The sequence below is a fragment of the Halopseudomonas pertucinogena genome (assembly GCF_014646575.1).
GTDB lineage: Bacteria > Pseudomonadota > Gammaproteobacteria > Pseudomonadales > Pseudomonadaceae > Halopseudomonas > Halopseudomonas pertucinogena.
This window is the reverse complement of the sequence record NZ_BMNN01000004.1, coordinates 177,678-201,410: the sequence shown is the minus strand read 5'-3', so window position 1 is coordinate 201,410 and position 23,733 is coordinate 177,678. Positions and strand designations below refer to the sequence as shown.

The 23,733-nt window shown below is 62.7% G+C and carries 23 protein-coding genes and 2 pseudogenes; 12 read left to right on the top strand and 13 right to left on the bottom strand.

What is annotated here, in order from left to right; all coding sequences use genetic code 11:
- Positions 1-38: 38 nt before the first annotated feature.
- Positions 39-122 (bottom strand): annotated as a pseudogene (locus tag IEW63_RS14750) (oxidoreductase); the annotation flags it as partial.
- 33 nt (positions 123-155) lie between these two features.
- Positions 156-971, bottom strand: coding sequence for a DODA-type extradiol aromatic ring-opening family dioxygenase (locus tag IEW63_RS10415; protein ID WP_188636554.1), 816 nt, complete (start codon positions 969-971; stop codon positions 156-158).
- A gap of 104 nt (positions 972-1,075) precedes the next feature.
- On the opposite strand from IEW63_RS10415, the gene IEW63_RS10410 reads away from it, so the two are divergent.
- Together IEW63_RS10410 and IEW63_RS10405 are read left to right on the top strand one after the other, a co-directional pair.
- The gene (locus IEW63_RS10410; RefSeq protein ID WP_188636553.1) at positions 1,076-1,975 is read left to right on the top strand and encodes a LysR family transcriptional regulator; all 900 of its coding nucleotides are present in this window, start codon (positions 1,076-1,078) and stop codon (positions 1,973-1,975) included.
- A 182-nt stretch (positions 1,976-2,157) separates the two neighbouring features.
- Positions 2,158-3,747, top strand: coding sequence for an ABC-F family ATPase (locus tag IEW63_RS10405; protein ID WP_188636552.1), 1,590 nt, complete (start codon positions 2,158-2,160; stop codon positions 3,745-3,747).
- A gap of 66 nt (positions 3,748-3,813) precedes the next feature.
- On the opposite strand, the gene IEW63_RS10400 is transcribed toward IEW63_RS10405, so the two are convergent.
- From IEW63_RS10400 to IEW63_RS10385, 4 genes are all read right to left on the bottom strand, one after another.
- Positions 3,814-4,191 (bottom strand): DUF6746 family protein, encoded by a 378-nt coding sequence (locus IEW63_RS10400; protein ID WP_188636551.1) that lies wholly within the window; start codon positions 4,189-4,191, stop codon positions 3,814-3,816.
- Positions 4,192-4,298: 107 nt separating this feature from the next.
- Positions 4,299-5,438, bottom strand: a complete 1,140-nt coding sequence (locus tag IEW63_RS10395; RefSeq protein ID WP_188636550.1) for a glycerate kinase — start codon at positions 5,436-5,438, stop codon at positions 4,299-4,301.
- Positions 5,438-6,796, bottom strand: coding sequence for a GntP family permease (locus IEW63_RS10390; protein WP_188636549.1), 1,359 nt, complete (start codon positions 6,794-6,796; stop codon positions 5,438-5,440). The genes IEW63_RS10395 and IEW63_RS10390 overlap by 1 nt, the downstream gene beginning before the upstream one ends.
- Before the next feature lie 139 nt (positions 6,797-6,935).
- Complete coding sequence (locus IEW63_RS10385) at positions 6,936-7,868, bottom strand: LysR family transcriptional regulator (RefSeq protein ID WP_188636548.1); 933 nt, start codon at positions 7,866-7,868, stop codon at positions 6,936-6,938.
- 134 nt (positions 7,869-8,002) lie between these two features.
- Here IEW63_RS10385 and IEW63_RS10380 point away from each other — a divergent pair, with 134 nt between their 5' ends.
- The 10 genes from IEW63_RS10380 (at position 8,003) to IEW63_RS10335 (ending at position 16,851) form a co-directional block, all read left to right on the top strand.
- A complete protein-coding gene (locus IEW63_RS10380) occupies positions 8,003-9,418 on the top strand; it encodes an acetyl-CoA carboxylase biotin carboxylase subunit (protein WP_188636547.1) in 1,416 nt (471 codons plus the stop codon).
- A gap of 45 nt (positions 9,419-9,463) precedes the next feature.
- Positions 9,464-11,272: a sodium-extruding oxaloacetate decarboxylase subunit alpha gene (oadA, locus tag IEW63_RS10375; protein WP_188636546.1), complete on the top strand. Its 1,809-nt coding sequence runs from the start codon at positions 9,464-9,466 to the stop codon at positions 11,270-11,272.
- A gap of 50 nt (positions 11,273-11,322) precedes the next feature.
- Entirely contained in the window at positions 11,323-12,009 is a 687-nt protein-coding gene (locus IEW63_RS10370) for a carbonic anhydrase (protein ID WP_188636545.1), read from the top strand.
- Between the two features lie 134 nt (positions 12,010-12,143).
- Positions 12,144-12,635 (top strand): 5-(carboxyamino)imidazole ribonucleotide mutase, encoded by a 492-nt coding sequence (gene purE, locus IEW63_RS10365; protein ID WP_188636544.1) that lies wholly within the window; start codon positions 12,144-12,146, stop codon positions 12,633-12,635.
- 10 nt (positions 12,636-12,645) lie between these two features.
- Positions 12,646-13,725, top strand: coding sequence for a 5-(carboxyamino)imidazole ribonucleotide synthase (locus tag IEW63_RS10360; protein WP_188636543.1), 1,080 nt, complete (start codon positions 12,646-12,648; stop codon positions 13,723-13,725).
- A gap of 15 nt (positions 13,726-13,740) precedes the next feature.
- The gene (locus IEW63_RS10355; protein WP_229710468.1) at positions 13,741-14,259 is read left to right on the top strand and encodes a DUF3299 domain-containing protein; all 519 of its coding nucleotides are present in this window, start codon (positions 13,741-13,743) and stop codon (positions 14,257-14,259) included.
- A 116-nt stretch (positions 14,260-14,375) separates the two neighbouring features.
- Positions 14,376-15,311, top strand: a complete 936-nt coding sequence (locus IEW63_RS10350) for an alpha/beta hydrolase (RefSeq protein WP_188636541.1) — start codon at positions 14,376-14,378, stop codon at positions 15,309-15,311.
- Positions 15,311-16,009 (top strand): tRNA (N6-threonylcarbamoyladenosine(37)-N6)-methyltransferase TrmO, encoded by a 699-nt coding sequence (tsaA, locus tag IEW63_RS10345; RefSeq protein WP_188636540.1) that lies wholly within the window; start codon positions 15,311-15,313, stop codon positions 16,007-16,009. The genes IEW63_RS10350 and tsaA overlap by 1 nt, the downstream gene beginning before the upstream one ends.
- Positions 15,999-16,367 carry a DUF3301 domain-containing protein gene (locus tag IEW63_RS10340; RefSeq protein ID WP_188636539.1) on the top strand — a complete coding sequence of 123 codons (369 nt, stop codon included), beginning with the start codon at positions 15,999-16,001 and terminating at the stop codon, positions 16,365-16,367. Before tsaA ends, IEW63_RS10340 begins: the two co-directional genes overlap by 11 nt.
- Positions 16,368-16,455: 88 nt before the next feature.
- Complete coding sequence (locus IEW63_RS10335; protein WP_188636538.1) at positions 16,456-16,851, top strand: NADH:ubiquinone oxidoreductase; 396 nt, start codon at positions 16,456-16,458, stop codon at positions 16,849-16,851.
- Here IEW63_RS10335 and IEW63_RS10330 read toward each other — a convergent pair.
- The 7 genes and pseudogenes from IEW63_RS10330 to atpG all read right to left on the bottom strand — a co-directional run bounded on the left by IEW63_RS10330 (position 16,814) and on the right by atpG (position 23,717).
- The gene (locus IEW63_RS10330; RefSeq protein WP_188636537.1) at positions 16,814-17,269 is read right to left on the bottom strand and encodes a DUF192 domain-containing protein; all 456 of its coding nucleotides are present in this window, start codon (positions 17,267-17,269) and stop codon (positions 16,814-16,816) included. The genes IEW63_RS10335 and IEW63_RS10330 overlap by 38 nt on opposite strands.
- Positions 17,269-18,093 carry a flagellar brake protein gene (locus IEW63_RS10325; protein ID WP_188636536.1) on the bottom strand — a complete coding sequence of 275 codons (825 nt, stop codon included), beginning with the start codon at positions 18,091-18,093 and terminating at the stop codon, positions 17,269-17,271. The genes IEW63_RS10330 and IEW63_RS10325 overlap by 1 nt, the downstream gene beginning before the upstream one ends.
- 68 nt (positions 18,094-18,161) lie before the next feature.
- Positions 18,162-19,350 (bottom strand): annotated as a pseudogene (gene cfaB / locus IEW63_RS10320) (C17 cyclopropane fatty acid synthase CfaB).
- 69 nt (positions 19,351-19,419) lie between these two features.
- Positions 19,420-20,793, bottom strand: coding sequence for a bifunctional UDP-N-acetylglucosamine diphosphorylase/glucosamine-1-phosphate N-acetyltransferase GlmU (gene glmU / locus IEW63_RS10315; RefSeq protein WP_188636535.1), 1,374 nt, complete (start codon positions 20,791-20,793; stop codon positions 19,420-19,422).
- A 155-nt stretch (positions 20,794-20,948) separates the two neighbouring features.
- A complete protein-coding gene (locus tag IEW63_RS10310; protein ID WP_188636534.1) occupies positions 20,949-21,389 on the bottom strand; it encodes a F0F1 ATP synthase subunit epsilon in 441 nt (146 codons plus the stop codon).
- 44 nt (positions 21,390-21,433) lie between these two features.
- Positions 21,434-22,810: a F0F1 ATP synthase subunit beta gene (atpD, locus tag IEW63_RS10305; RefSeq protein ID WP_188636533.1), complete on the bottom strand. Its 1,377-nt coding sequence runs from the start codon at positions 22,808-22,810 to the stop codon at positions 21,434-21,436.
- Between the two features lie 46 nt (positions 22,811-22,856).
- The gene (gene atpG / locus IEW63_RS10300; protein WP_188636532.1) at positions 22,857-23,717 is read right to left on the bottom strand and encodes a F0F1 ATP synthase subunit gamma; all 861 of its coding nucleotides are present in this window, start codon (positions 23,715-23,717) and stop codon (positions 22,857-22,859) included.
- Positions 23,718-23,733 lie beyond the last annotated feature (16 nt).

Below are 23,733 nucleotides of genomic sequence, written 5' to 3'. Positions count from 1 at the left end.
CTGCCCGGTCCGGATGTCTGCACTGGCGGTGCTCATCCCGCTATGCTCTCGGCGATGGCCAGACCGATACCGCCAGTGGAACCGGTTACGATGGCTGTCTTGCCTGAAAGATCAATGATCATTTTATGTATCTCCATGTCTTGTGGATGCGGTTATCAACCGAAGCGGAATGCTGAAATGACGGTCTGCATGACCGTTTCCGAATAGATCTTCTGCCCCGGCTCGCCACCACCGGCGCCGGCGGCCACCATCAAAGGGATCAGGTGCTCCTCATCTCCCCGGGGGTGACATTGGTAGGCCTGGGGCGCCTTCGCCCAATTGCGCAGCAGCTCGTCGCGCTCCTGCGCCGGGCTTTCCACCGTACTGGTCAACCACTCATCGAACTCGGCGGATACCGCAGTGAAACGCGCATCGCCATAGGCCCGCATGTTGTGAAAGCTCATGCCGCTGCCGATGATCAGCACGTTCTGATCTCGCAGACCGGCCAGGGCCCGGCCCACCGCCAGGTGCGCGGCAGGATCCAGATCCCGACGCAGGGACAGCTGGATGACGGGGATATCCGCCGCCGGGAATACCAGCTTCAGCGGAATGAACATGCCATGGTCAAAGCCCCGCTCGGGATCGACTGCGGCTTCCAGCCCTTCGTCGTTCAGCGTCTGTACAATCTGCTCGGCCAGTTGCGGTGCACCCGGAGCTGGATAGGTCAGCTCATAGGTATGCTGCGGGAAGCCGTAATAGTCGTAGATCAGTTCCGGTCGGGCATGACCGGTCACGCGGAACTGCGCTTCTAGCCAGTGGGCCGAGACCATGACAATGGCGCTGGGCTTGCGCGGCAGGGTGCTGGCCACGCTCCTGAGAAAATGACCCATGCCCACCCAGGTATCGGCGGGATTCCAGTCCATGAAGAAACAGGGGCCGCCGCCATGTGGAATGAACAATACCGGTTGGCGTGTTGCCTGGTCAGTTTGCATGATGACTACCTCCTCATTTGCATGGCTGTAGTATCTCCCCTAGCTTGAGGTAGGAGAACCGGCCAGTTCAGACCAACACTTTATACTCTGGGTAGGAAATAGAGATGGATCGTATAACCAGTATGCGGGTGTTCGTGCGCGCCGCCAGCGCCGGCAGTCTATCCGCCGCTGCACGCCATCTGGGCATGTCACCGGCTATGGCAACCAAGCACGTCAACGCGCTGGAGGCACGGCTGGGGGTCAAGCTGTTCCATCGCACGACCAGACGCCTGAGCCTGACCGAGGCCGGCAGCAACTACCTTGAAGCCTGCCAGCGCATCCTGCCGGAGATTGACGAGGCCGAGGCGGAGGCCGCTTCCCAGCGCATCAAGGCTACCGGGTTGCTGCGCATGAACCTGCCGCTGTCCTTCGGTACCCGTTTCATAGCGCCGCTGATTCCTGCCTTCAGCCACCTGCATCCCGAGGTCCGGGTCGAGCTTGGCCTGAGCGACACCCATGTTGATCTCATCGAGGGCAGCTGGGACCTGGCCATTCGCATCGGACGGCTGGCCGACAGCCCGCTGCAGACCCGCCAGTTGGGTGACAGCTGCATGAAGGTGTGCGCAGCACCGGACTATCTCGATCAACGGGGGCTCCCACGCACCGTGAACGATCTGGCCCAGCACAACTGTCTGAGCTACACCCTGTCAGCCATGCAGGACAGTCACCACTGGGCGTTCGGGACGGAGGGGGAATTCAGGGTGCCGATCAACGGTGATCTGCTGGCCAACAATGGCGACGCGTTACTGGCCGCGGCGGTGGCCGGCCAGGGCATCATCTATCAGCCGCACTTCATCGTCGGCACGGCGTTGAAACAGGGGCAGCTGGTGGAGCTGGAACTGGACAAGCCGGTGGTGAAGCTGGGCGGCATCCATGTGCTCTATCCGCCGGATCGCCGCCCGCCCGCCAAGGTGCGGGTGATGATTGATTATCTGGCGGCGGCGTTCGAGCGGACACCGCCGTGAGGCGAGCTGCGCACGCCATCGTCCCGGGCTCTGGTCCCTACGTCGGGGTACGCTGGTGGGTGCTGCAATCGCCCGTCCATCTGCAGAAGCAACCTCTGCTATTCCTGCGACGCTGCAGCCTTTACAATGCGCCGCCGCCCCTCGCGGACCGTCCATCCCTTTCTGCCGCAGGTACTCGTCCCTTGATTTCCACCGCCAATATCACCATGCAGTTCGGCGCCCGCCCGCTGTTCGAGAATGTCTCCGTCAAATTCAACAACGGCAACCGCTACGGTCTGATCGGCGCCAATGGCTGTGGCAAGTCGACCTTCATGAAGATTCTCGGTGGCGAGCTGGAGCCCTCCTCTGGTCAGGTAATGCTCGAGCCCAACACCCGTCTGGGCAAGCTGCGTCAGGACCAGTTCGCCTATGAAGACTCCAGCGTGATCGACACGGTGATCATGGGCCACGCCGAGCTGTGGCGGATCAAGGCCGAGCGCGACCGCATCTATTCGCTGGCGGAAATGAGCGAGGAGGACGGCATGGCCGTGGCTGAGCTGGAGGTGCAGTTTGCCGAGCTGGACGGCTATACCGCCGAGTCCCGTGCCGGTGAGCTGCTGCTGGGTCTGGGTATCCCGCTGGAACAGCACTTCGGCCCGATGAGCGAGGTGGCCCCCGGCTGGAAGCTGCGGGTGCTGCTGGCCCAGGCGCTGTTCTCCGATCCGGATGTGCTGCTGCTCGACGAGCCGACCAACCACCTGGATATCCACACCATCCGCTGGCTGGAAGACGTGCTGAAGACCCGCAACAGCACCATGATCATCATTTCTCACGACCGCCACTTCCTCAACAGTGTGTGCACGCACATGGCGGACCTGGATTACGGCGAGCTGCGGCTGTTCCCCGGCAATTATGACGAGTACATGACCGCTGCCACCCAGGCCCGGGAGCGCCTGCTGTCGGACAACGCCAGGAAGAAGGCGCAGATCGCCGAGCTACAGCAGTTCGTCAGCCGTTTCTCGGCCAACGCCTCCAAGGCCAAGCAGGCCACCAGCCGCGCCCGGCAGATCGACAAGATCCAGCTTGATGAGGTCAAGCCCTCCAGCCGGGTCAGCCCGTTCATCCGTTTCGACCAGCACAAGAAGCTGCACCGTCAGGCGGTGACGCTGGATCAGGTCAGTCAGGGTTATGACGGTGAGGTGCTGTTCAGAAACCTCAGCCTGCAGATCGAGGCGGGCGAGCGGGTGGCGATCATCGGCCCCAACGGTATCGGCAAGACCACCCTGCTGCGTACCCTGGTCGGCGAGATGGCGCCCATGGCGGGCGAGGTGAAATGGGCAGAAAGTGCCGATATCGGCTACTTCGCTCAGGACCATGCCGATGACTTCAGGGATGACTGGACGCTGTTCGAGTGGATGGCCCAGTGGACCCAGGGCGGCGAACAGGTAGTGCGCGGCACCCTGGGGCGGATGCTGTTTTCCAACGATGAGATCCAGAAATCGGTGAAGGTGATTTCCGGGGGTGAGCAGGGCCGCATGCTGTTCGGCAAGCTGATCCTGCAGCGGGCCAACGTGATGGTCATGGACGAGCCGACCAACCACCTGGACATGGAGTCCATTGAAGCGCTGAACCTGGCACTGGAGAACTACCCCGGCACGCTGATCTTCGTCAGTCATGACCGGGAATTCGTCAGCTCCCTGGCCACCCGCATCATCGAGCTGTCCGCCGATGGGGTGACCGATTTCAGCGGCAGCTACGATGATTACCTGCGCAGCCTGGGCGTACCCGCCTGACCAGACGCTGACCTTCTGTCCACTGGCAACATGAGGGCCGTCACGGCCAACATGTGGCGCAGGGGGTCACTTCACCAGGGTACGGGTGCTCTGCAGATACACCTGGCCTTTTTCCTTCACCACCTCGGGCTTGTTGGTTTCGGAGGCGATGTGCACTTCCTCGAGCACCGCGGCTGTTTCCTCCAGGTCTGCCTGGATCTTCTGCAGGGCGTTTTCCAGCGTGTAGGTCAGCATGTGCACCTCATGCATGTCCTGGGCGTTCAATTCGCCCTTCGCCAGCAGCGTGTCGAGTTTGTCGTTGTATTCGCTCAGATTGCTGACGGCCTGCTGCAGCGTTTCCGACGGCTCGCCCTTGGCGTGGGCCGGACGGTCGCTGTCGGCCCAGCTGGCGGCGCTGAGGCTGATGGCAACAGCGGCAACAAACAGACGAAACGGGTTATGCATTTCTTGTTCTCCTGTCATGCCCCGGGATGGGGACTGACAGAAATATACTCTCAGTGATAATCATTCGCAATTGATAATCGGCACGCTGTCGACGCCGTCACGGAAGTTCAGCGACGGGCGGCAAGACGCCACAGGCGGGCTATATCACCGGCGCGGGCCTGGAGCTGCTGCTCGCCCTCCAGCATGGCCTGCTCCAGACTGAGCGGGCCGGGTACCAGACTGAAGGCCGCGTCTATGCCCGCCTCATACAGCCGCTGATATCCCTCCCCCAGACTGCCCGCCAGGGCTATCACCGGCACGCCGGCGGCGCGGGCGATACGGGCGACACCGACGGGCGTCTTGCCGTGCAGACTCTGACCATCCAGGCGCCCTTCTCCGGTAATCACCAGATCCGCCCCCTGCACTGCCTCGGCCAGCCCGGACAGCTCAGCCACCAGCTCTATCCCCGGACGGAACCGGGCACCCAGCACCGCACGGGCGGCAAATCCCAGCCCGCCGGCGGCGCCGACGCCCGGCACATCCCGGTAGTCCTGGCCCAGCGCAGCCGCCATGACATCGGCAAAGTGACTCAACGCGTGGTCCAGCTGCTCCACCTGGTCGGCACTGGCGCCCTTCTGCGGGCCAAACACATGGGAGGCTCCGTGCGGTCCGCAAAGCGGGTTATCCACATCCGCAGCGATGATGATTTCGGTAGCAGCCAACCGAGTATCCAGCCCCGCCAGCTCGATACGCTGCAGGTCGGTCAATGCCGCTCCGCCGCGGTCGATGGGTTGCCCTTCTTCATTCAGCAGCCTGGCCCCCAGGGCCTCCAGCAACCCCGCCCCGCCGTCATTGGTAGCGCTGCCACCGATGCCCAGAATGATGCGCCGCGCCCCTGCTTCCAGCGCGGCAAGCACCAGTTCGCCAGTACCGTAAGTGGTGGTGACGCGGGCATCGCGCTGGTCTGGGGCTACCCAATGCAAACCGCTGGCAGCCGCCATCTCGATCACCGCCTGCCGCTCGTCCGGCAGCCAGCCCCAATGGGCCGTCACTGGGATACCGAGCGGGCCGCATACCTGCAGTTCCCGCCGCTCACCGCCGGTGGCGGACAGCACAGCCTCCACCGATCCTTCCCCACCATCGGCCATGGGGCACAGCCGTATATCCGCCTCGGCAAATACCTCGCGCCAACCCGCAGCGATGGCCAGGGCGACCCGTTCGGCCGATATACTTTCTTTGAACGAGTCGGGAGCGATAACCAGTTTCATCACAGCAGCACCAAGCTGAGCAGCCACACGGTGAGCATGCCCACCACGCCCTGGATCAGGGTGGCCGCAGTCTGCGCTTGATACCCCGTGGCAACCTTCATCCGGCTGAACTGGGTGACCACCCAGAAGAAGCTGTCGTTGGCGTGGGAGACGGTCATCGCGCCAGCGCCGATCGCCATAACGGTAAGCACCCGGCCCATCTCGCTGTCCAGACCGAGCTGACCGAGTAGCGGAGCGACCAGGGCCGAGGTGGTGACCAGGGATACCGTGCTGGAACCCTGAGCCGTTTTCAGACCGGCCGCCACCAGGAACGGCATGAACAGGCCAATACCCAGCCCGGACAACGTCTGACCCAGATAATCACCCAGCGGCGTGGCGCTCAGGATCGCGCCAAAGGCACCGCCGGCGCCGGTAATCAGCAGGATGGGCGCCGCCGCGATGATACCCTCGGTTACCCGGTCCTGCAGTTCCTGACGCTTGTTGGAGGATTTGAGCAGGGTGCAGGCCAGGCCCAGGCCGATCGCCAGGGCGACTACCGGCTGGCCCAGGAAGGCGAACAGGGTATAGATCATTCCCTCACCCACCGGGCGAGCCGGCAGGTTGACCACCGTGCCCAGGCAAATCAGGGCAATGGGCACGAAGATGGGAGCGAAAGCCTTGGCCGGGCCCGGCAGCACGCCGTAGCTATCGCGCATGGTCTGATAGGCGTCGCTATCGATGATCGGCGCGCCATCTTCCACCAGTTCGATTTCCTTGTGGATAAAACGATTGGCCCAGAACATACCGGCCAGGGCAGTGACCAGGGCTACCAGCAGGCCGACACCAATCACCAGCCCGAGATTGGATTCCAGCCCCAGGTTGCCCGCCGCGGCAATCGGGCCGGGGGTCGGTGGCACAAAGGTATGGGTGGCATACAGGCCGGTAGCCAGGGCCACGCTCATTGCCACAACCGAGATCTTCATGCGCGCGGCCAGGGCATTCTTCAGCGAGTTGAGAATGACGTAGCCCGAGTCGCAGAACACCGGAATGGAGACCAGGTAGCCGGTAATGGACATGGTCAGGGTGGGAAAGCGCTCTCCCAGCAGGCGGATCACCGTTTCAGCCATGGTGATGGCGGCGCCGCTGCGCTCGAGGATGACCCCGATGATGGTTCCGAAGACGATGACGATACCGATGTAACCGAGGATGTTGCCGAAGCCCCGGGTGATGTGGCCGGTGATTTCCAGGGTCGGTAACTGGTAGGCAAAACCCGCCAGCAGGGCCGCACCGAGCAGAGCCAGAAAGGGATGCAGCTTCCAGCGTGTGGTCGCCATGACGATAAAGACAATCAATGCGATCAGTATCAGGACCAGACCCATTATCGTATTTCCTATTCGAATGTGAGATGACGCCCGCGTCTGCAGCACGCGCCTTGTCGTTATTCCGCATGGAGCGCATTGCTTCAATTCAAGCACGCCGCCGCCACGCTGTCAGCTGGCACCCGGCGGCAGGCTTCGGTCAGGCAAACGGTTCAGCCATTTGCTTGATCAGCGTCCGCTCCTCGCGCAGGAAGTTGAGGAACGCCTCGGCCACCGGACTGAGCCGTTTCCCCCGGGCATGAACCGCGCACCAGCTGCGATACAGCGGCAGATCGATGAAATCCAGCCGCACCAGCTGGCCGTTCTGCACCCAGGGCGCGGCACTATGCCCGGAAACCAGCCCGATGCCCAGCCCGGCGATCGCCGACTGCACCACGGTTTCCTCCGAGCCCATCTGCATGACGTGCTGCAGGTGAACGCGCTTTTGCTGGAAGAACTCGTCGCAAGCCTTGCGCACCCCGGACCCGACTTCACGCAGCAGGACCATCTGCGACTCCAGCTCAGCCAGCTTCAGCTGCGCGGCACTGGCCAGGGGGTGATCCGGGGCGGCCACCGCGATGACCGGGTTGTTCAGGAAAGGGAAGAAATCCAGCGCCCGGTCCGCCGGTACCATGCCCATCAGTACCACATCGTCGCGATTTTCCCGCAGGCGTCGAATGACCTCGGCGCGGGTGCTGACCTCCAGACGGAAGCTCACCTGCGGATGCCGCTGTCGAAAGGCGGCCAGCAGATGGGGAGTAAGGTACTGGATACTGCTGGCCACCGCGAGGCGCAGCTCGCCCTGCAGGGTGCCCTGCAACGCAGCCAGCTGCATGTCGAGAATTTCCAGACGCTTGAACATTTCCTCGCTGGCGGCCAACAGTAGATTGGCCGCCTCGGTCAGATAGAGCTTGCGCCCGACATATTCGAACAGCGGCTGGCCTACCAGCTCCTCCAGCTGGCGCATCTGCAGACTCACCGCTGGCTGAGTAAGGGCCATTTCCTCCGCGGTACGGCTGTAGGACAGGTTGCTGCACAGCGCCTGGAATACCTGCAGCTGGCGCAGGGTTATCCGCTGTAATTCCTTGCGCATGCCGAATCTCTCTCATGGGTACGTTGACCTATATTAGTAATTACTTATGCCACGTCCAACTATTATTCATTTTTCATCATTTGCGCAGCGGCGGTATGTTTGGTTACCCCCGATCACCAACAGAGGAAAGGGACGTGATCAAGAAAATCCTGATTGCCAACCGTGGCGAGATTGCAGTGCGTATTGTCCGCGCGTGCGCGGAGATGGGCATTCGCTCGGTGGCCATCCACTCCGATGCGGATCGCTATGCGCTGCATGTGAAGCGCGCGGACGAATCCTACAACGTCGGCAGTGACCCGCTGGCCGGCTACCTGAACGCCCGCCAGCTGGTCAATCTGGCGGTGGAGACCGGCTGTGATGCGCTGCACCCGGGCTACGGCTTCCTGTCCGAAAATGCCGAGCTGGCGCGGGTCTGTGCCGAGCGCGGCATCAAGTTCATTGGCCCCTCGGCCGAGGTGATTGCCCGCATGGGTGACAAGACCGAGGCCCGGCGCAGCATGATTGCTGCCGGCGTACCGGTCACCCCGGGTTCGGAAGGCAACCTGGAGAGTCTCGAGGACGCGTTGGCCGAAGCCGAGCGGGTCGGGTATCCGGTCATGCTCAAGGCTACCTCTGGCGGCGGTGGTCGCGGTATCCGCCGCTGCAACAGCAAGGAAGAGCTGACCCAGGCCTGGCCCCGGGTGATCTCCGAAGCCACCAAGGCGTTCGGCTCCGCTGATGTGTTCCTGGAGAAGTGCATCGTCAATCCCAAGCACATCGAGGCGCAGGTCCTGGCCGACAGCTTCGGCAATACCGTGCACCTGTTCGAGCGCGACTGCTCGATCCAGCGGCGCAACCAGAAGCTGATCGAAATCGCTCCCAGCCCGCAGCTGACGCCGGAGCAGCGCGCCTACATCGGCGACTTAGCGGTGCGCGCCGCCCAGGCGGTGGGCTACGAGAATGCCGGCACCGTGGAATTCCTGCTGGCGGACAACGAAGTCTACTTCATGGAAATGAATACTCGGGTGCAGGTGGAGCACACCATCACCGAACAGATCACCGGGATCGACATTGTCCGAGAACAGATCCGCATCGCCTCCGGCCTGCCGCTGTCGATGAAGCAGGAGGATATCGAGCATCGCGGCTACGCCATCCAGTTCCGCATCAATGCCGAGGACCCGAAGAACGACTTCCTGCCGTCGTTCGGCAAGATCACCCGCTACTACGCGCCGGGTGGCCCGGGCGTGCGGGTGGATACGGCGATCTACACCGGCTACACCATTCCCCCGTACTACGATTCGATGTGCCTGAAACTCATCGTCTGGGCGAACAACTGGGAAGACGCCATTGCCCGCGGCTACCGGGCGCTGGACGACATGCACCTGCACGGGGTCAAGACCACCGAGCTGTATTACCAGGAAATCCTGAAGAACCCGGACTTCCGCAGCGGGGTATTCGACACCAGCTTCGTCGAGACCCACCCGGAGCTGACCAATTACTCGACCAAGAACAAGCCCGAGGCCCTGGCCCTGGCTATCGCCGGCGCCATCGCAGCCTACGCCGGTCTTTGATTTCGAGCCGCAAGCCAGCCGCTTGCCGCTGATGAGGAACGCACCATGAGCAAGAAACGCATCAACGTTACCGATACCATCCTGCGCGACGCCCACCAGTCGCTGCTGGCCACCCGCATGCGCACCGAGGACATGCTGCCGATCTGCCCGAAGCTGGACCAGGTCGGCTACTGGTCGCTGGAAGTCTGGGGCGGCGCCACCTTTGACGCCTGCGTGCGCTTTCTCAAGGAGGACCCCTGGGAGCGGCTGCGCCAGCTGCGTGCAGCGCTGCCCAATACCCGCCTACAGATGCTGCTGCGCGGCCAGAACCTGCTCGGCTACCGCCACTACAGCGATGATGTGGTGCGCGCCTTCGTGGCCAAGGCAGCGGTCAACGGCATCGACGTGTTCCGCATCTTCGACGCCATGAACGACGTACGCAACCTGCGCACCGCCATCTCCGCCGTCAAGGCGGCGGGCAAGCATGCCCAGGGCACCATCTGCTATACCACCAGCCCGGTGCATACCGTCGATGTATTCGTCGAGCAGGCCAAGACCCTGGAAGCCATGGGCGTCGACTCGCTGGCCATCAAGGACATGGCCGGCCTGCTGACCCCCTACGCCACCGGGGAGCTGGTCGAGGCGTTGAAGGCGGCCACCAGCCTGCCGGTATTCATCCACTCCCATGACACCGCCGGTCTGGCCGCCATGTGCCAGCTCAAGGCCATCGAATGCGGCGCCGACAATATCGATACGGCGATCGGCTCCATGGCCTGGGGCACCAGCCACCCGGGCACCGAGTCGATGGTCGCCGCCCTCAAGGGCACGCCCTATGACACCGGCCTGGACCTGGAGCTGATCCAGGAGATCAGCATGTACTTCATGGAAGTGCGCAAGAAGTACCACCAGTTCGAGAGCCCCTTTACCGGCGTGGACACCCGCGTGCAGGTCAATCAGGTACCGGGCGGCATGATGTCCAACCTGGCCAACCAGCTCAAGGAGCAGGGTGCGCTGAACCGGATCAACGAAGTGTTCGAGGAGATTCCCCGGGTCCGGGCCGACCTCGGCTATCCGCCGTTGGTGACCCCGACCTCGCAGATCGTCGGCACCCAGGCGGTGTTCAACGTGCTGGCCGGCGAGCGCTACAAGACCATCACCAACGAGGTGAAGCTGTATCTGCAGGGCCGTTACGGCCAGGCCCCGGGCGCCATCAACCCCGAGGTGCAGGTGCGCGCCATCGGGGACGAGCAGGTGATCGAGGTACGGCCGGCGGATCTGCTGAAGCCGGAGATGGATCGCCTGCGCAATGAAATCGGCAGCCTGGCCAAGAGCGAGGAAGATGTGCTGACCTACGCCATGTTCCCGGATATCGGGCGCAAGTTCCTTGAGGAGCGGGCCGCCGGTACCCTTGAGCCGGAGGTGCTGCTGCCGGTACCCAATGGCGACGAGCGCCCGGCTGCAGCCGAGGGTGTCGCCACCGAGTTCATGATCGATGTACACGGTGAAAGCTACCGTATCGATATCACCGGCGTGGGCGTCAAAGGGGATGGCAGTCGTCACTTCTACCTGAGTATCGACGGCATGCCGGAAGAAGTGGTTCTCGAAGAGCTCAATACCTTTGTCGGCGGTTCGGGCAAGAGCCGCGAGCGCGCCAGCAAGCCCGGCCATGTGACCACCAGCATGCCCGGCAACGTCGTCGAGGTGCTGGTGGCCGAAGGCGACAGGGTCAAGGCCGGTCAGGCCGTGCTGGTCAGCGAGGCGATGAAGATGGAAAGCGAGATTCAGGCTGCCATCGACGGTACCGTCAAGGCCGTGCATGTGGCCAAGGGCGACCGGGTCAACCCTGGCGAGATACTGATCGAAATCGAGAGCTGAGACAAAGGGGGAGCCTCTGGCTCCCCGTAACCAAACCAGAGATCGAGCGCATGCCCTACAAGAAGCTGAAGAGCACGGACGATGCCATCGAACAGATCGTCGATGGCTACATGCATTTTCACGAGGTGGTCTATCCGGACCAGCAGGAGCTGTTCCACAAACTGGCCTTTGAACAGACTCCCAAGGCGATGTTCATCACCTGCGCCGACTCCAGGGTGGTGCCCGAACTCATTACCCAGAGTTCGCCGGGGGATCTGTTCGTGACCCGTAACGTCGGTAATGTCGTGCCACCGTACGGGCAGATGCTCGGCGGTGTGTCCACTGCCATCGAGTACGCCGTCGTCGCCCTGGGCGTGAAGCACATCATCGTCTGCGGTCACTCGGACTGCGGCGCCATGAAGGCGGTGCTCAACCCCGAGCAGCTGCGCGGCATGCCCACGGTGCGGGCCTGGCTGCAGCATTCCGAGGTCGCCAAGATCGTGGTGCAGGAAAACTGCGGTCACGAGCACTGCGATACCCTTGGCGTGCTCACCGAGGAAAACGTGGTGGCACAGCTCGGCCACCTGGCAACCCACCCGTCGGTGGCATCCCGGCTGGCCAGGGGCGACCTGTTCATCCATGGCTGGGTGTATGACATCGAAACCAGCCAGATCCGTGCCTACGACACCGAGAAGGGCGAGTTCCGCCGTATCGGTGACGGTCCGCTGCCCATGGCCACGCCTCGACCGCGTTACTGACCGATTGACAGCCGGACTGGTCCACGCGTCGCTTTGCGTTATAATCGCTGCTTTCCGGCCGCATGGCCTGCAGCACACCCCGAGCCACGCCATGCCGCGTGGCTCTTTATTTTCAGTCATCAAGAGGCACGACAATGACCGCACTGGTTGGCGTGATCATGGGCTCCAGGTCCGACTGGTCCACCATGAGCCATACGGCTGACATGCTGGAGCAGCTGGGCATTCCCCACGAGGTGAAGGTGGTATCCGCCCACCGTACGCCGGATCTGCTGTTCGATTATGCCGCCGCGGCTGCCGACCGGGGCATCGAGGTGATCATCGCCGGCGCCGGTGGCGCGGCGCATCTGCCGGGCATGTGCGCCGCCAAGACCCATCTGCCGGTACTGGGTGTGCCGGTGCAGTCATCCATGCTGTCGGGCGTTGACTCGCTGCTGTCCATCGTGCAGATGCCCGCCGGCGTGCCGGTCGCCACGCTGGCCATCGGCAAGGCCGGCGCGATCAACGCCGCGCTGCTGGCTGCCAGCATTCTGGGCGGCCGCCACCCGCAGTTCCATGAGGCGTTGCTGAGCTACCGCAGCAACCAGACCGAAACCGTACTGGACAACCCGGATCCACGACAGGCGTGAGGAAGTGAGCATGAAGATCGGCATCATTGGTGGTGGACAGCTGGGTCGCATGCTGGCACTGGCCGGGACCCCGCTGGGACAGCAGTTCGCCTTCCTCGACCCGGCGGCCGATGCCTGTGCCGCCGCGCTCGGTGACCACCTGTGTGCCGAATACGACGACCGCGAACAGCTCAGGCGGCTGGCCGAAAGTGCCGACGTGGTGACCTTCGAGTTCGAGAGCGTGCCCGCGGAAACCGTGGCCTTCCTTGCCCAGTACGTGCCGGTGTATCCGGATGCGGAATCCCTGCGTATCGCCCGGGACCGCTGGTTCGAGAAGTCCATGTTCCGCGATCTGGGCATCCCCACCCCGGAATTTGCCAATGTGCTGTCCCAGCAGGATCTGGACGAGGCAGTACGCCAGATCGGTCTGCCCGCTGTGATGAAGACCCGCACCCTGGGCTATGACGGCAAGGGTCAGAAGGTATTGCGTAAGCCGCAGGACGTTGTCGGCGCCTTTGCCGAGCTGGGCAGTGTGCCCTGCATTCTCGAAGGGTTCGTCCCCTTCACCGGCGAGGTGTCACTGATCGCGGTACGCAGCCGTACCGGGGATACCCGCTTCTATCCGCTGGTCCACAACACCCATGAAGACGGCATCCTGCGGCTGTCGGTAGCCAGCAGCGATCACCCCCTGCAGACCCAGGCAGAGAACTACGCGGAGCGGGTGCTGGACAAGCTCGATTATGTCGGCGTGCTGGCCTTCGAGTTCTTCGAGGTGGACAGCGGTCTCAAGGCCAACGAGATCGCGCCCCGGGTCCACAATTCCGGGCACTGGACCATCGAGGGTGCCGGATGCAGCCAGTTCGAGAACCATCTGCGGGCGATCACCGGGCTGCCGCTGGGCGCCACCGGCAAGATCGGTGAAAGTGCCATGGTCAACTTCATCGGCGAAGTCCCGGCCATGGCCCGACTGACCGCCATTGCCGACTGCCATCCACACCATTACGGCAAGGCCTTCAAGCCGGGGCGCAAGGTAGGCCATGCGACGCTGCGCTCTGCCGATCCTGCCCGACTGCGGGCCGGTATCGCCGCCGTCCAGGCGCTGATCGACTGAGCGGAGAAGCCGATGCTGCGTTGTCTGCTCGCCCTGGCCTTGACCTGCTGTCTCATTGCACCAGGTCACGCCGCGCCACAGGAAGTGGACTGGCTCGACCTGCTGCCCGAGGAAGATTATCAGGCCATGCTGGACATGCCGGAAATCGGCCATGACTGGGGCGAGGAAGCTCCCGGCGACTTCACCAGCAATCTGCGCAACGATGACCGTGAGCTGCCCGAGGTCATGTACTCGACCCGCGTGGTAGCCGAGATGCATGATCGTCAGGTGCAGATCGGCGGCTATCCGGTACCGCTGGAGACCGATGAACACGGCCGCTACATCAGTTTCTTCCTGGTGCCCTGGCCGGGCGCCTGCATCCACGTTCCGCCCCCACCACCCAACCAGATCATCCTGGTGGACTACCCCCGCGGCATCGCCATCGAAGACATCTATCAGCCCATGTGGCTGACCGGTCTGTTGCTGGTTGACCAGACCAGCAACGAGCTGGCCGATGCCAGTTACCGGCTGCGCGCCGAGCGCGTGGATCTGTAATCCCGGCGCCGCAGACCAGTCGCCCACACGGGTGAGCGCTCTACGACGGGCGTTACGCTAAGATCTGACCCTCACGCAAGGCAGCAGTTACACGATACCCATGCAGCGGAGGCATAATGGCGGTATATATCTGGCTGACACTGACGGCGCTTGCGCTGGTCGGTACCTATCGATGGCTTCTGGTTCGCCAGGTGCCTTCACCGCCCCGGCAGTCCATGGATGCGGACTTCTATCCGGTCAACGGTGGCTGGATCGTCCACCGCCACGCCGAGCATGAGGCCGAAGCCACGGTCGTGGTGATGCATGGCTTTCTGGAGAGCCCGCTGTATTTCGCGCGCTTCTACGATGACCCGCGGATCGAGCTGATCATGCTGGTCGCCACCGGCTATCAACTGCCCTTTCACCCTAGCAAAACCTGCAATGCCCCGTGGGCGACCGGCAACCACCACCGGCCCGGCACCATCGCCGCCGATGCCGAACTGGTCAATCTCGCGCTGGAGCATCTGCCCTCCACTCGCAGCCTGCAGGTACATGGCCATTCCCGTGGCGGTGCGGTGGTACTGGAGGCGGCACGCCAGCGCCCGGATCTGTTCAGCACCGTCGAGGTGCTGCTGGAGGCCCCCGCGTTGCCCCAGGGGCGGCCATGGAAGCCTCAACCGGCGATCGCCCGTTGGTTCCTTCCGCTGGTTCATCTACTATGGCAGGGCAGGCCGGACGCCGTGTTCTCCCGGCCGATCTGGGGGCCGCTGAAGAAGGGCGAAAAGCGCGAGCTGATCATGGCCATGCCGTTCAACCCGGCCAGCAGCCGCTTGATGATGAGCAACCTGCGGGATCTGCTGAACTGGATGGAGACCACCGGAACCGATATCTATCTCCACGTTCAGCGGGGTGCGATACTGGTCCCCGAGCGGGATCGCATCCTGCACAGCGGCGCCATGCTGGAAAGCGCGCGGCAGGCGGAGAACCTGCAGATCATCGAAGTGGCTGACGGCAGCCATTTCGTGCTGCTGGATAACCCGCAGTCGATACCACCGTTACTACGGAACCCCTGATGTCCTTCAGTTTCGACCCCATCGGCGTGGTACATTCCGGCTTCGCCGAGAAGTTTGCCATTCCCCGCCAGCCCAGTCTGGCACCGGCAGCCCGGGGCACCGTCGAGCTGTACCCTCCCTATGACCGCGCCGAAGCGGTGGAAGGTCTCGAGAGTGTCAGCCACCTGTGGTTGCTGTTCGTGTTCCATGCCGCCGCCAGCGGACCCGATCACCTGCGGGTGCGTCCGCCCCGGCTGGGCGGCAACCGCCGCATAGGCGTATTCGCCAGCCGGGCCACCCATCGCCCCAACCCGATCGGGCAGTCGGTGGTGCGGCTCGATCGCGTCGAGCCCGGTCGCCTGCACATTTCCGGCATCGATCTGCTCGATGGCACCCCCGTGCTCGACATCAAACCCTATGTTCCCTATGCCGATGCCGTCGCCGAGGCCAGCAACGCCCTGGCGGATGCGCCGCCCGCGCTGCTCCCGGTGGTCTGGGATGACCAGGCGCTGATCCAGGCCCGGACTCACGCGCAGCGCCTCGGCCAGCCGCTGGTCGAACTGATCCAGCAGTGTCTGGCGCAGGATCCCAAGCCGGCCTATCAGCAGCCGCCCCCCGAGCGCCGGTATGCCGTGCAATTCTGGGACGTGGATGTATGCTGGCATTATCCGGAGCGAGATTGCATCCGGGTAATGGAGGTGAGATACCGTGGTGTTTGAACTAGAACACATGGCGCTGATCATCCTGGCCGCTGCCCTGGGTGCATGGATATGGCGCGCCATGGGCCTGCACGACCGGGCGCTGCACATGGCCCGCCAGCATTGCAGTCGGGCGGGCGTACAGCTGCTGGATGAAAGCGTGGCGCTCAGCCGCATCCGGCCCGGACGCGGGCGTTACGGCCGCCCCGGCATCAGTCGCCGCTACGCCTTCGAATTCACCGTTACCGGTGAACGCCGTTATCCCGGCTTCGTCGAGCTGCATGGCCAGACGCTGGTCAGGGTCGAGCTTGCGCCCCATCCCTTTCCCGGTGACGGCCCTGATGGCCCGGACACCGTGTCCCATCTGCGTCTGTTGTGACTCCCGCTTCGTTTCACGTGGAACATCCCTTGCATAGCGCAATCGGCACAATTAAGGTGGCCAGCATGACCCTTGGGAATCCTGTCTGATGCTGCGTTTGCTGATTGCCTCCATACTGTTTGGTTTTGCCAGCCCGGCGCTGGCCGACGCCTGCCTGATCGAGTCCGATGACGATCAACTGCCCATCCGCATGTGCCAGCAGAACATCAGTATCCCGCCGCAGCTGTTCAGAGACAGTTTCTGCCAACCGCAGATTGCCGATCGCAGTTTCGAGGTGAGCTTCATGGACAACTGTCCGGAAGGGGCCTACGGCATCTGTGCCGATGCACGGAGCGAGGGGGTGGCCTACCGGCAATCGATCCATTATTACAGCGAACCGGATGACGGCCCGGTACTGAAGGCCTATTGCGAACAGTTCAGTGATGGCAGCTGGCAGTCGCCCCCGTTCAGAGGGGCGGCGCCGGCCTCAGCTGATAGCCGCTGAGATCGATTCTGTCCCCGGGCGCCAGGCCCAGCCGTTGCACGGTCCCGGCAGGTACCTCGATCACGAACCGCAGCGGCTGGCTTGCCTGGTAGATCTCGCAGGGCTGGCCCGTGCAGGGGGGCACCTCGGTAAACACATCGACCAGCGTCCCCAGCCCGTCGACGAAGAGCAGATCCAGCGGTATATGCATGTTGCGCATCCAGATCGACGGGGTGGTCCCCGCGGGAAAATCGAACAGCATGCCCGTGTCCGGGGCCAACTGTTCCCGCCCCATCAGGCCCTTGCGACGGTCTTCCGGCTCTCTAACCAGTTCCAGTTCGAATCCGTGCCCGCCCAGCCTGGCCTGTATCCGCTCCTGAGCAGATACGCTGCTGCACAGCAGCACAAGCATGACGGCGCTTATCCATCGCCACATCATTACAGCTTCTCCCTCAGCAGATGCTGGTAGACCATGTTACTCAGATAGAGGTTATCCGTTTCACTCAGGTCGATGAATTCCACTCCGGTGGTGATCTGGCCCTGTTCATCGACCACCGTGCGCACCAGCGCACGGGGGCGCAGGTAGATCTCCGTCCCGCCGGGGTTGATGCGAAAGGCCAACTGGACCTGGTCGCCCACCGCGCCGAGTGGTACCCGCGACAGCAGACGGGCGCCGCCCTGACTCAGATCGATCATCCGGGCCGAGTATTGTGCATCGGCGGCAATCACAGCGCATACCAGCTCCACCGGTACTCTGGCCGAACCGCGGATGCGCATGGTCTGGACTTCATCCGGCCAGGCCAGGTGAAGATAGGCGAAGGGCGAGAGATTGGACTTAAGAACCCGGGTGCTGTAACCCACCGCGTCCCGCCCGACGAATCCGCGTACCAGCAGGCGCTGGCCTTCCTTGATGAAGACCAGCCTGCCGTTGGCCAGGGGCGCGGACACCAGTACGCTGACCGGACTGTGATAGCCGATAAGCCTGACCGGATAACGCTCGCCCTGGCCGCTGCCGGTGGTCTGCAACTGAAGAATATCTCCCGGCGCGAGCAGCATGTCCGGCAGGCCCACATCCGCCGTATCACGGCTCTCCGGCGATTCATTGATCCGGTAGAGTCCGCGTTCGATCAGACGGTCCAGTCTGGGCCCTGCTTCCAGCACCTCGCCCCGATGCACGATCACCCGGCCTTCGGCGTCGAGCAGATCCCAGGGCAGCGCTTCGTCAGTGTTCAGGTCATCCTGCTTCAGCCGTTTCAGGGGCACGTCGGCACTCCCGCCAGGGACCGGACCGGGGAGTTCATCATCACCATGGGGCCTGAGCCCATCCATACTCATTGGCCATAGATATCGTCCCGGGTCCAGGGTACGTGATGGCTGCCGTCCGGCAGGGGTTTGACGGCCAGAATCTGGTGAATGTTCATCCAGTTGCGCCGGAATCCGTAGGCACAACCGGCCAGATAGACCCGCCAGATGCGCAGCGCCTTGTCCGATACCAGCTCCCGGGCCTGCTCCAGGCGCTGCTCCAGATTATGGCTCCAGTGTTCCAGCGTGCGTGCGTAATGCAGGCGCAGCCCTTCTACGTCCAGCACCTCAAATCCCTGTTCGCTCATGCGGGCGATGGCCATGGACAGGTGCGGCAGCTCGCCGTGAGGAAAGACATAGCGCCCGATGAATTTGCCCGCACCCTGGCCCACCTGCCGCCCATCGACATATTTGGCGGTGATGCCATGGTTCATCACCAGGCCGCCCGGCTTGACCTGGTCGTAGAGGATCTTGAAGTAACTGCCCAGATTGGCATGTCCCACATGCTCGAACATGCCGACGCTGACCACCTTGTCGAAGCGCTCGTCGCCGGGCAGATCCCGGTAATCAAGCAGCTCCAGGGTGACCTGATCGGTCAGCCCCGCCGCCTCGGTGCGCGCCTGTGCCCACTCGAGCTGCGCCTTGCTCAGGGTGATGCCATGCACACGGGCGCCGTAGAACTTCGCTGCATGCCGGGCCAGTCCCCCCCCAACCGCAGCCAACGTCCAGCAACCGCTCCCCGGGCTTCAACCGCAGCTTGCGGCACAGGTGATCCAGTTTCTGGGTCTGGGCGGCCGCCAGGCTGTCCTCCGGGCTGCGGAAGTAGCCGCAGGAGTAGACCATCTGCGGGTCCAGCCAGAGCTCGTAGAATTCATTGGAAAGGTCGTAGTGATAGGAGATGGCTTCGGCGTCCATCTTCCGGTCGTGCTCGGTGCGCTCGACCGGAGGGGATGGCTGGTCGCCGATCAGCCCCTTGCTCAGGCGATCGGCCACCTCTATGACATCCATGATGTTGCCCTGGATTTCCAGGCGCTGGTCGATGTAGGCCTCGCCGAGCTTGTCCAGGGTCGGATGCTGCATTTCCTGCAGCAGCTCGAGGTCGTTGATCTGCAGGGTCACTCGCGGTTCGGCGGCCAGGTCCAGCGTCGGTCCGCCCTTCACCACCACCCGCAGCGGCAGTTGCAGACCGCCCAGGGTTTCGGAAAATTTAGCAAACATCCCTTCTTCTCCTGTGTCCAGCGCTGAAAGACTCAGAACACTATAGGACACAGGGGGACAACTTGCCGCCTACTCGGGCTTCGCTTGTCGGGCGGGGCGCTTCCAGCCTTCCACGTTGCGCTGGCGGGCTCTGGCCACACCCAGCGTGTTGTCCGGGACATCCTGAGTAATGGTCGAGCCTGCGGCGGTGGTCGCCATTGCACCCACCGATACCGGCGCCACCAGCGCCGTGTTCGAGCCGATGAAGGCACCGTCGCCGATACGGGTCATGAACTTGTTCACCCCGTCGTAGTTGCAGGTGATGGTACCCGCACCGATATTCGCGCTGCTGCCCACCTCCGTGTCACCGACGTAGGACAGGTGATTGATCTTCGAGCCGGCGCCCAGCACGGTCTTCTTGGTCTCGACAAAGTTGCCGACCTTCGCCCCGGTAAGCAGCCGGGTACCGGGACGCAGTCGGGCATACGGACCGACGTCACACTGCTCGCCGACCTCTGCGCCGTCCAGGTGGCTGAACGCCTTGATCACCGAGCCGGCCTTGATCACCGAATCACGGATCACGCAGTTGGACTCGATGATCACCCCATCCTCGATCACCACCCGACCTTCCAGCACCACGTTGACGTCAATGCTGATATCCCGGCCGATGCTTACCTCGCCCCGTACGTCGAGTCGTGCAGGGTCAGCCAGGGAGGCGCCCTTGGTCATCAACCGCTCGGCTTCACGGGCCTGCCAGCCGCGCTCAAGCACCGCCAGCTGAAGACGATTGTTGGCGCCCAGCACCTCCAGCTCGTCCTGCGCCTGGGCCACTTCCACCGGCACCCCGCCGGCGACCGCCAGCTCCACCACATCGGTCAGGTAATACTCGCCCTGGGCATTGTGGTTGGACAGGCTGTTCAGCCAATCGGCTGCCCTGGCGCCTGGCAGGACCATGATGCCGGTATTGCCTTCGTTGATCAGCAGCTGCTCGGCAGAGGCATCCTTCTGCTCGACAATGGCTCGCACCCGGCCCTGATCATCACGGATGATGCGGCCATAGCCGGTAGGATCCTGCATCAGCACTGTCAACAGACCCAGCGCCTGGCTGCCCGCCTGATCCACCAGCGCGCGCAGCGTCTCCACCCGAATCAGCGGGACGTCACCGTACAGCACCAGTACCTGGTCCGCGCCGGTGATGTGCGGCAGCGCCTGGGCAACGGCGTGGCCGGTGCCCAGCTGTTCGGTCTGCAGCACCCAGTTCAGGTCCGCGCTTTCCAACCGCTCGCGGACCTGCTCGGCACCATGGCCGATAACCACGTGGATGCCCTCAGGCAACAGTGCGCGAGCCCCGTCGATCACATGCTCCAGCATGGGTTTGCCTGCAACGGGATGCAGAACCTTGGGAAGCGCAGAACGCATGCGGGTGCCCTGACCGGCGGCGAGAATAACGACGTGGAGATTCATGAAAGCGGATCCTGGGAATTATCTTGGGTGTTGAATGATAGAGGCTGGCAACGATTACCTGCAAACAGACAAAGGGGAGCGGTAACGGGTTCCTGCAGCGGCTCGATTCCGGAAAACAAAAAAGGCAGCCGAAGCTGCCTTTTCCGTCACGCTGATCAGCGATTGATCGCTGGTCCACCGTATTTCTTGCGAAGTTCCTGCACGGTCCGCAATTGGGCTGCGGCTTCGGCGAGACGGGCGGAGGCCGAACCGTAGTCGAACTCGGCACCTTTCTCGTTGAGAGCCTTCTCTGCGGCCTTCTTCGCTTCTTCTGCAGCTGCTTCGTCAATGTCACCGGCACGGATGGCCGTGTCGGCAAGCACCTTGACCATGCTCGGCTGAACTTCCAGGAAGCCACCGGAGATGTAGAACACCTCCTCGGTCTTGTCCTGCTTGATCACCCGGACCGGGCCTGGCTTGAGATCGGTCAACAGCGGCGTGTGACCCGGCAGAACACCGATGTCACCCATGTTGCCGTGTGCCACGACCATCTCGACCAGGCCGGAAAACAGCTCTTCTTCCGCGCTTACGATATCGCAGTGCACTGTCATAGCCATTCACATTGCCTCGGTTCAGCGCCCGCCGCAGCGGGCGCGGCCCATTACATTTTGCTTGCTTTCTCTACCGCTTCGTCGATCGTGCCGACCATGTAGAAAGCCTGCTCCGGCAGGTGATCGTAATCACCGTTGAGGATGCCCTGGAAGCCACGGATGGTTTCCTTCAGGGACACATACTTGCCGGGTGCGCCGGTGAAGACTTCGGCCACGTGGAAGGGCTGCGACAGGAAGCGCTGGATCTTACGGGCGCGGGCTACCAGTTGCTTGTCTTCCTCGGACAGTTCGTCCATACCCAGGATCGCGATGATGTCCTTCAGCTCCTTGTAGCGCTGCAGAACATACTGCACACCGCGGGTCACGTCGTAGTGCTCCTGGCCGATCACCAGCGGATCCAGCGAACGGCTGGTGGAATCCAGCGGGTCAACCGCCGGGTAGATACCCAGGGAAGCGATGTCACGGCTCAGTACCACAGTCGCGTCAAGGTGGGCGAAGGTGGTGGCAGGCGACGGGTCAGTCAGGTCGTCCGCAGGTACATAGACGGCCTGGATGGAGGTGATGGAACCGGTCTTGGTGGAGGTGATACGCTCCTGCAGAACACCCATCTCCTCGGCCAGTGTCGGCTGATAACCTACCGCGGACGGCATACGACCCAGCAGGGCGGATACTTCGGTACCGGCCAGGGTGTAACGGTAGATGTTGTCGATGAACAGCAGTACGTCCTTGCCTTCCTCACGGAATTTCTCGGCCATGGTCAGACCGGTCAGGGCCACGCGCAGACGGTTACCCGGCGGCTCGTTCATCTGGCCGTAGACCATCGCAACCTTGTCCAGAACGTTGGAGTCCTTCATCTCGTGGTAGAAGTCGTTACCTTCACGGGTACGCTCACCCACACCGGCGAACACGGACAGACCGCTGTGCGCCTTGGCGATGTTGTTGATCAGCTCCATCATGTTCACGGTCTTGCCGACACCGGCACCACCGAACAGACCCACCTTGCCGCCCTTGGCGAAGGGGCAGACCAGGTCGATGACCTTGATACCGGTTTCCAGCAGGTCGCTGCCGCCAGCCTGTTCGGCATAGCTCGGCGCGGCGCGGTGGATGCCCCACTTCTCTTCATGCTCGACCGGGCCGGCTTCGTCGATCGGCTCGCCCAGTACGTTCATGATGCGGCCCAGGGTGCCGGCGCCAACCGGTACGGAAATCGCGGCACCGGTGTTGTTGACGTCCAGGCCACGCTTCAGACCTTCGGTACTGCCCATGGCGATGGTACGGACAATGCCGTCGCCCAGCTGCTGCTGGACTTCCAGGGTAGTTTCCGCGCCGATGACTTTCAGCGCGTCATATACGTTCGGCACCTGATCGCGCGGAAATTCCACGTCGATGACGGCACCGATGATTTGAACGATACGTCCGCTACTCATTGTAGGTTCCTCTAAGTGGTATGAAACCGTTTCGTCTGGCCGGGGTTTACACCGCGGCGGCGCCGCCGACGATTTCCGAAATTTCCTGGGTGATCGCAGCCTGACGTGCCTTGTTGTAGATCAGCTGCAGGCTGTCGATGATGTCGCCCGCATTGTCAGTCGCATTCTTCATCGCGATCATCCGTGCCGCCTGTTCGCTGGCACTGTTCTCGACGACAGCCTGGTACACCTGCGACTCGATATAACGGGTCAGCAGGCCATCCAGCAGCCCCTGGGCATCGGGTTCATAGACATAATCCCAACGTTCCTGCAGCTCGGCGGTGTCCGAGGGCACCAGCGGGATCAGCTGCTCCACCTTGGGCTTCTGCACCATGGTGTTGACGAATTCGTTGGAAACCAGATACAGACGATCGATCCGGCCCTCGTTGTAGCCGTCAAGCATGACCTTGACGCTGCCGATGAGGTCGTTCAGTGCCGGCTGTTCACCCAGGTTGCTGATTGCCGCGACAACGTTGCCACCGTAGCTGCGGAAAAACGCAGCACCCTTGCTGCCGATCACGCACAGCTCGGTTTCGACGTTACGGTCACGCCACTCCTTCATGTTTGTTACCAGTGTCTTGAACAGGTTGGTGTTCAAGCCACCGCAAAGACCACGATCCGTGCTGACCACGATATAGCCGACCCGTTTGACTTCACGCTCCTGCATGAAGGGGTGGCGATATTCGGGGTTGGCATTGGCCAGATGGCCAATGACCTGACGAATCCGCTCAGCGTAGGGACGGCTGGTCGCCATGCGCGCTTGTGCCCTGCGCATCTTGCTGACCGCCACCTTTTCCATGGCGCTGGTGATCTTCTGAGTACTCTTGATACTCGAAATTTTACCGCGTATCTCTTTTGCGCCTGCCATGTCACACCTTTCAGGT

Excerpts from the sequence above, each read along its gene's own strand:
- IEW63_RS10400 (WP_188636551.1), bottom strand. The coding sequence starts at position 4,191 with ATGCATAACCCGTTTCGTCTGTTTGTTGCCGCTGTTGCCATCAGCCTC.
- IEW63_RS10415 (WP_188636554.1), bottom strand. The coding sequence starts at position 971 with ATGCAAACTGACCAGGCAACACGCCAACCGGTATTGTTCATTCCACAT.
- tsaA (WP_188636540.1), top strand. The coding sequence starts at position 15,311 with ATGTCCTTCAGTTTCGACCCCATCGGCGTGGTACATTCCGGCTTCGCC.
- IEW63_RS10335 (WP_188636538.1), top strand. The coding sequence starts at position 16,456 with ATGCTGCGTTTGCTGATTGCCTCCATACTGTTTGGTTTTGCCAGCCCG.
- IEW63_RS10350 (WP_188636541.1), top strand. The coding sequence starts at position 14,376 with ATGGCGGTATATATCTGGCTGACACTGACGGCGCTTGCGCTGGTCGGT.
- IEW63_RS10330 (WP_188636537.1), bottom strand. The coding sequence starts at position 17,269 with ATGATGTGGCGATGGATAAGCGCCGTCATGCTTGTGCTGCTGTGCAGC.
- IEW63_RS10390 (WP_188636549.1), bottom strand. The coding sequence starts at position 6,796 with ATGGGTCTGGTCCTGATACTGATCGCATTGATTGTCTTTATCGTCATG.
- IEW63_RS10385 (WP_188636548.1), bottom strand. The coding sequence starts at position 7,868 with ATGCGCAAGGAATTACAGCGGATAACCCTGCGCCAGCTGCAGGTATTC.
- IEW63_RS10395 (WP_188636550.1), bottom strand. The coding sequence starts at position 5,438 with ATGAAACTGGTTATCGCTCCCGACTCGTTCAAAGAAAGTATATCGGCC.
- IEW63_RS10360 (WP_188636543.1), top strand. The coding sequence starts at position 12,646 with ATGAAGATCGGCATCATTGGTGGTGGACAGCTGGGTCGCATGCTGGCA.
- atpD (WP_188636533.1), bottom strand. The coding sequence starts at position 22,810 with ATGAGTAGCGGACGTATCGTTCAAATCATCGGTGCCGTCATCGACGTG.
- IEW63_RS10410 (WP_188636553.1), top strand. The coding sequence starts at position 1,076 with ATGGATCGTATAACCAGTATGCGGGTGTTCGTGCGCGCCGCCAGCGCC.
- IEW63_RS10310 (WP_188636534.1), bottom strand. The coding sequence starts at position 21,389 with ATGGCTATGACAGTGCACTGCGATATCGTAAGCGCGGAAGAAGAGCTG.
- oadA (WP_188636546.1), top strand. The coding sequence starts at position 9,464 with ATGAGCAAGAAACGCATCAACGTTACCGATACCATCCTGCGCGACGCC.
- IEW63_RS10370 (WP_188636545.1), top strand. The coding sequence starts at position 11,323 with ATGCCCTACAAGAAGCTGAAGAGCACGGACGATGCCATCGAACAGATC.
- atpG (WP_188636532.1), bottom strand. The coding sequence starts at position 23,717 with ATGGCAGGCGCAAAAGAGATACGCGGTAAAATTTCGAGTATCAAGAGT.
- purE (WP_188636544.1), top strand. The coding sequence starts at position 12,144 with ATGACCGCACTGGTTGGCGTGATCATGGGCTCCAGGTCCGACTGGTCC.
- glmU (WP_188636535.1), bottom strand. The coding sequence starts at position 20,793 with ATGAATCTCCACGTCGTTATTCTCGCCGCCGGTCAGGGCACCCGCATG.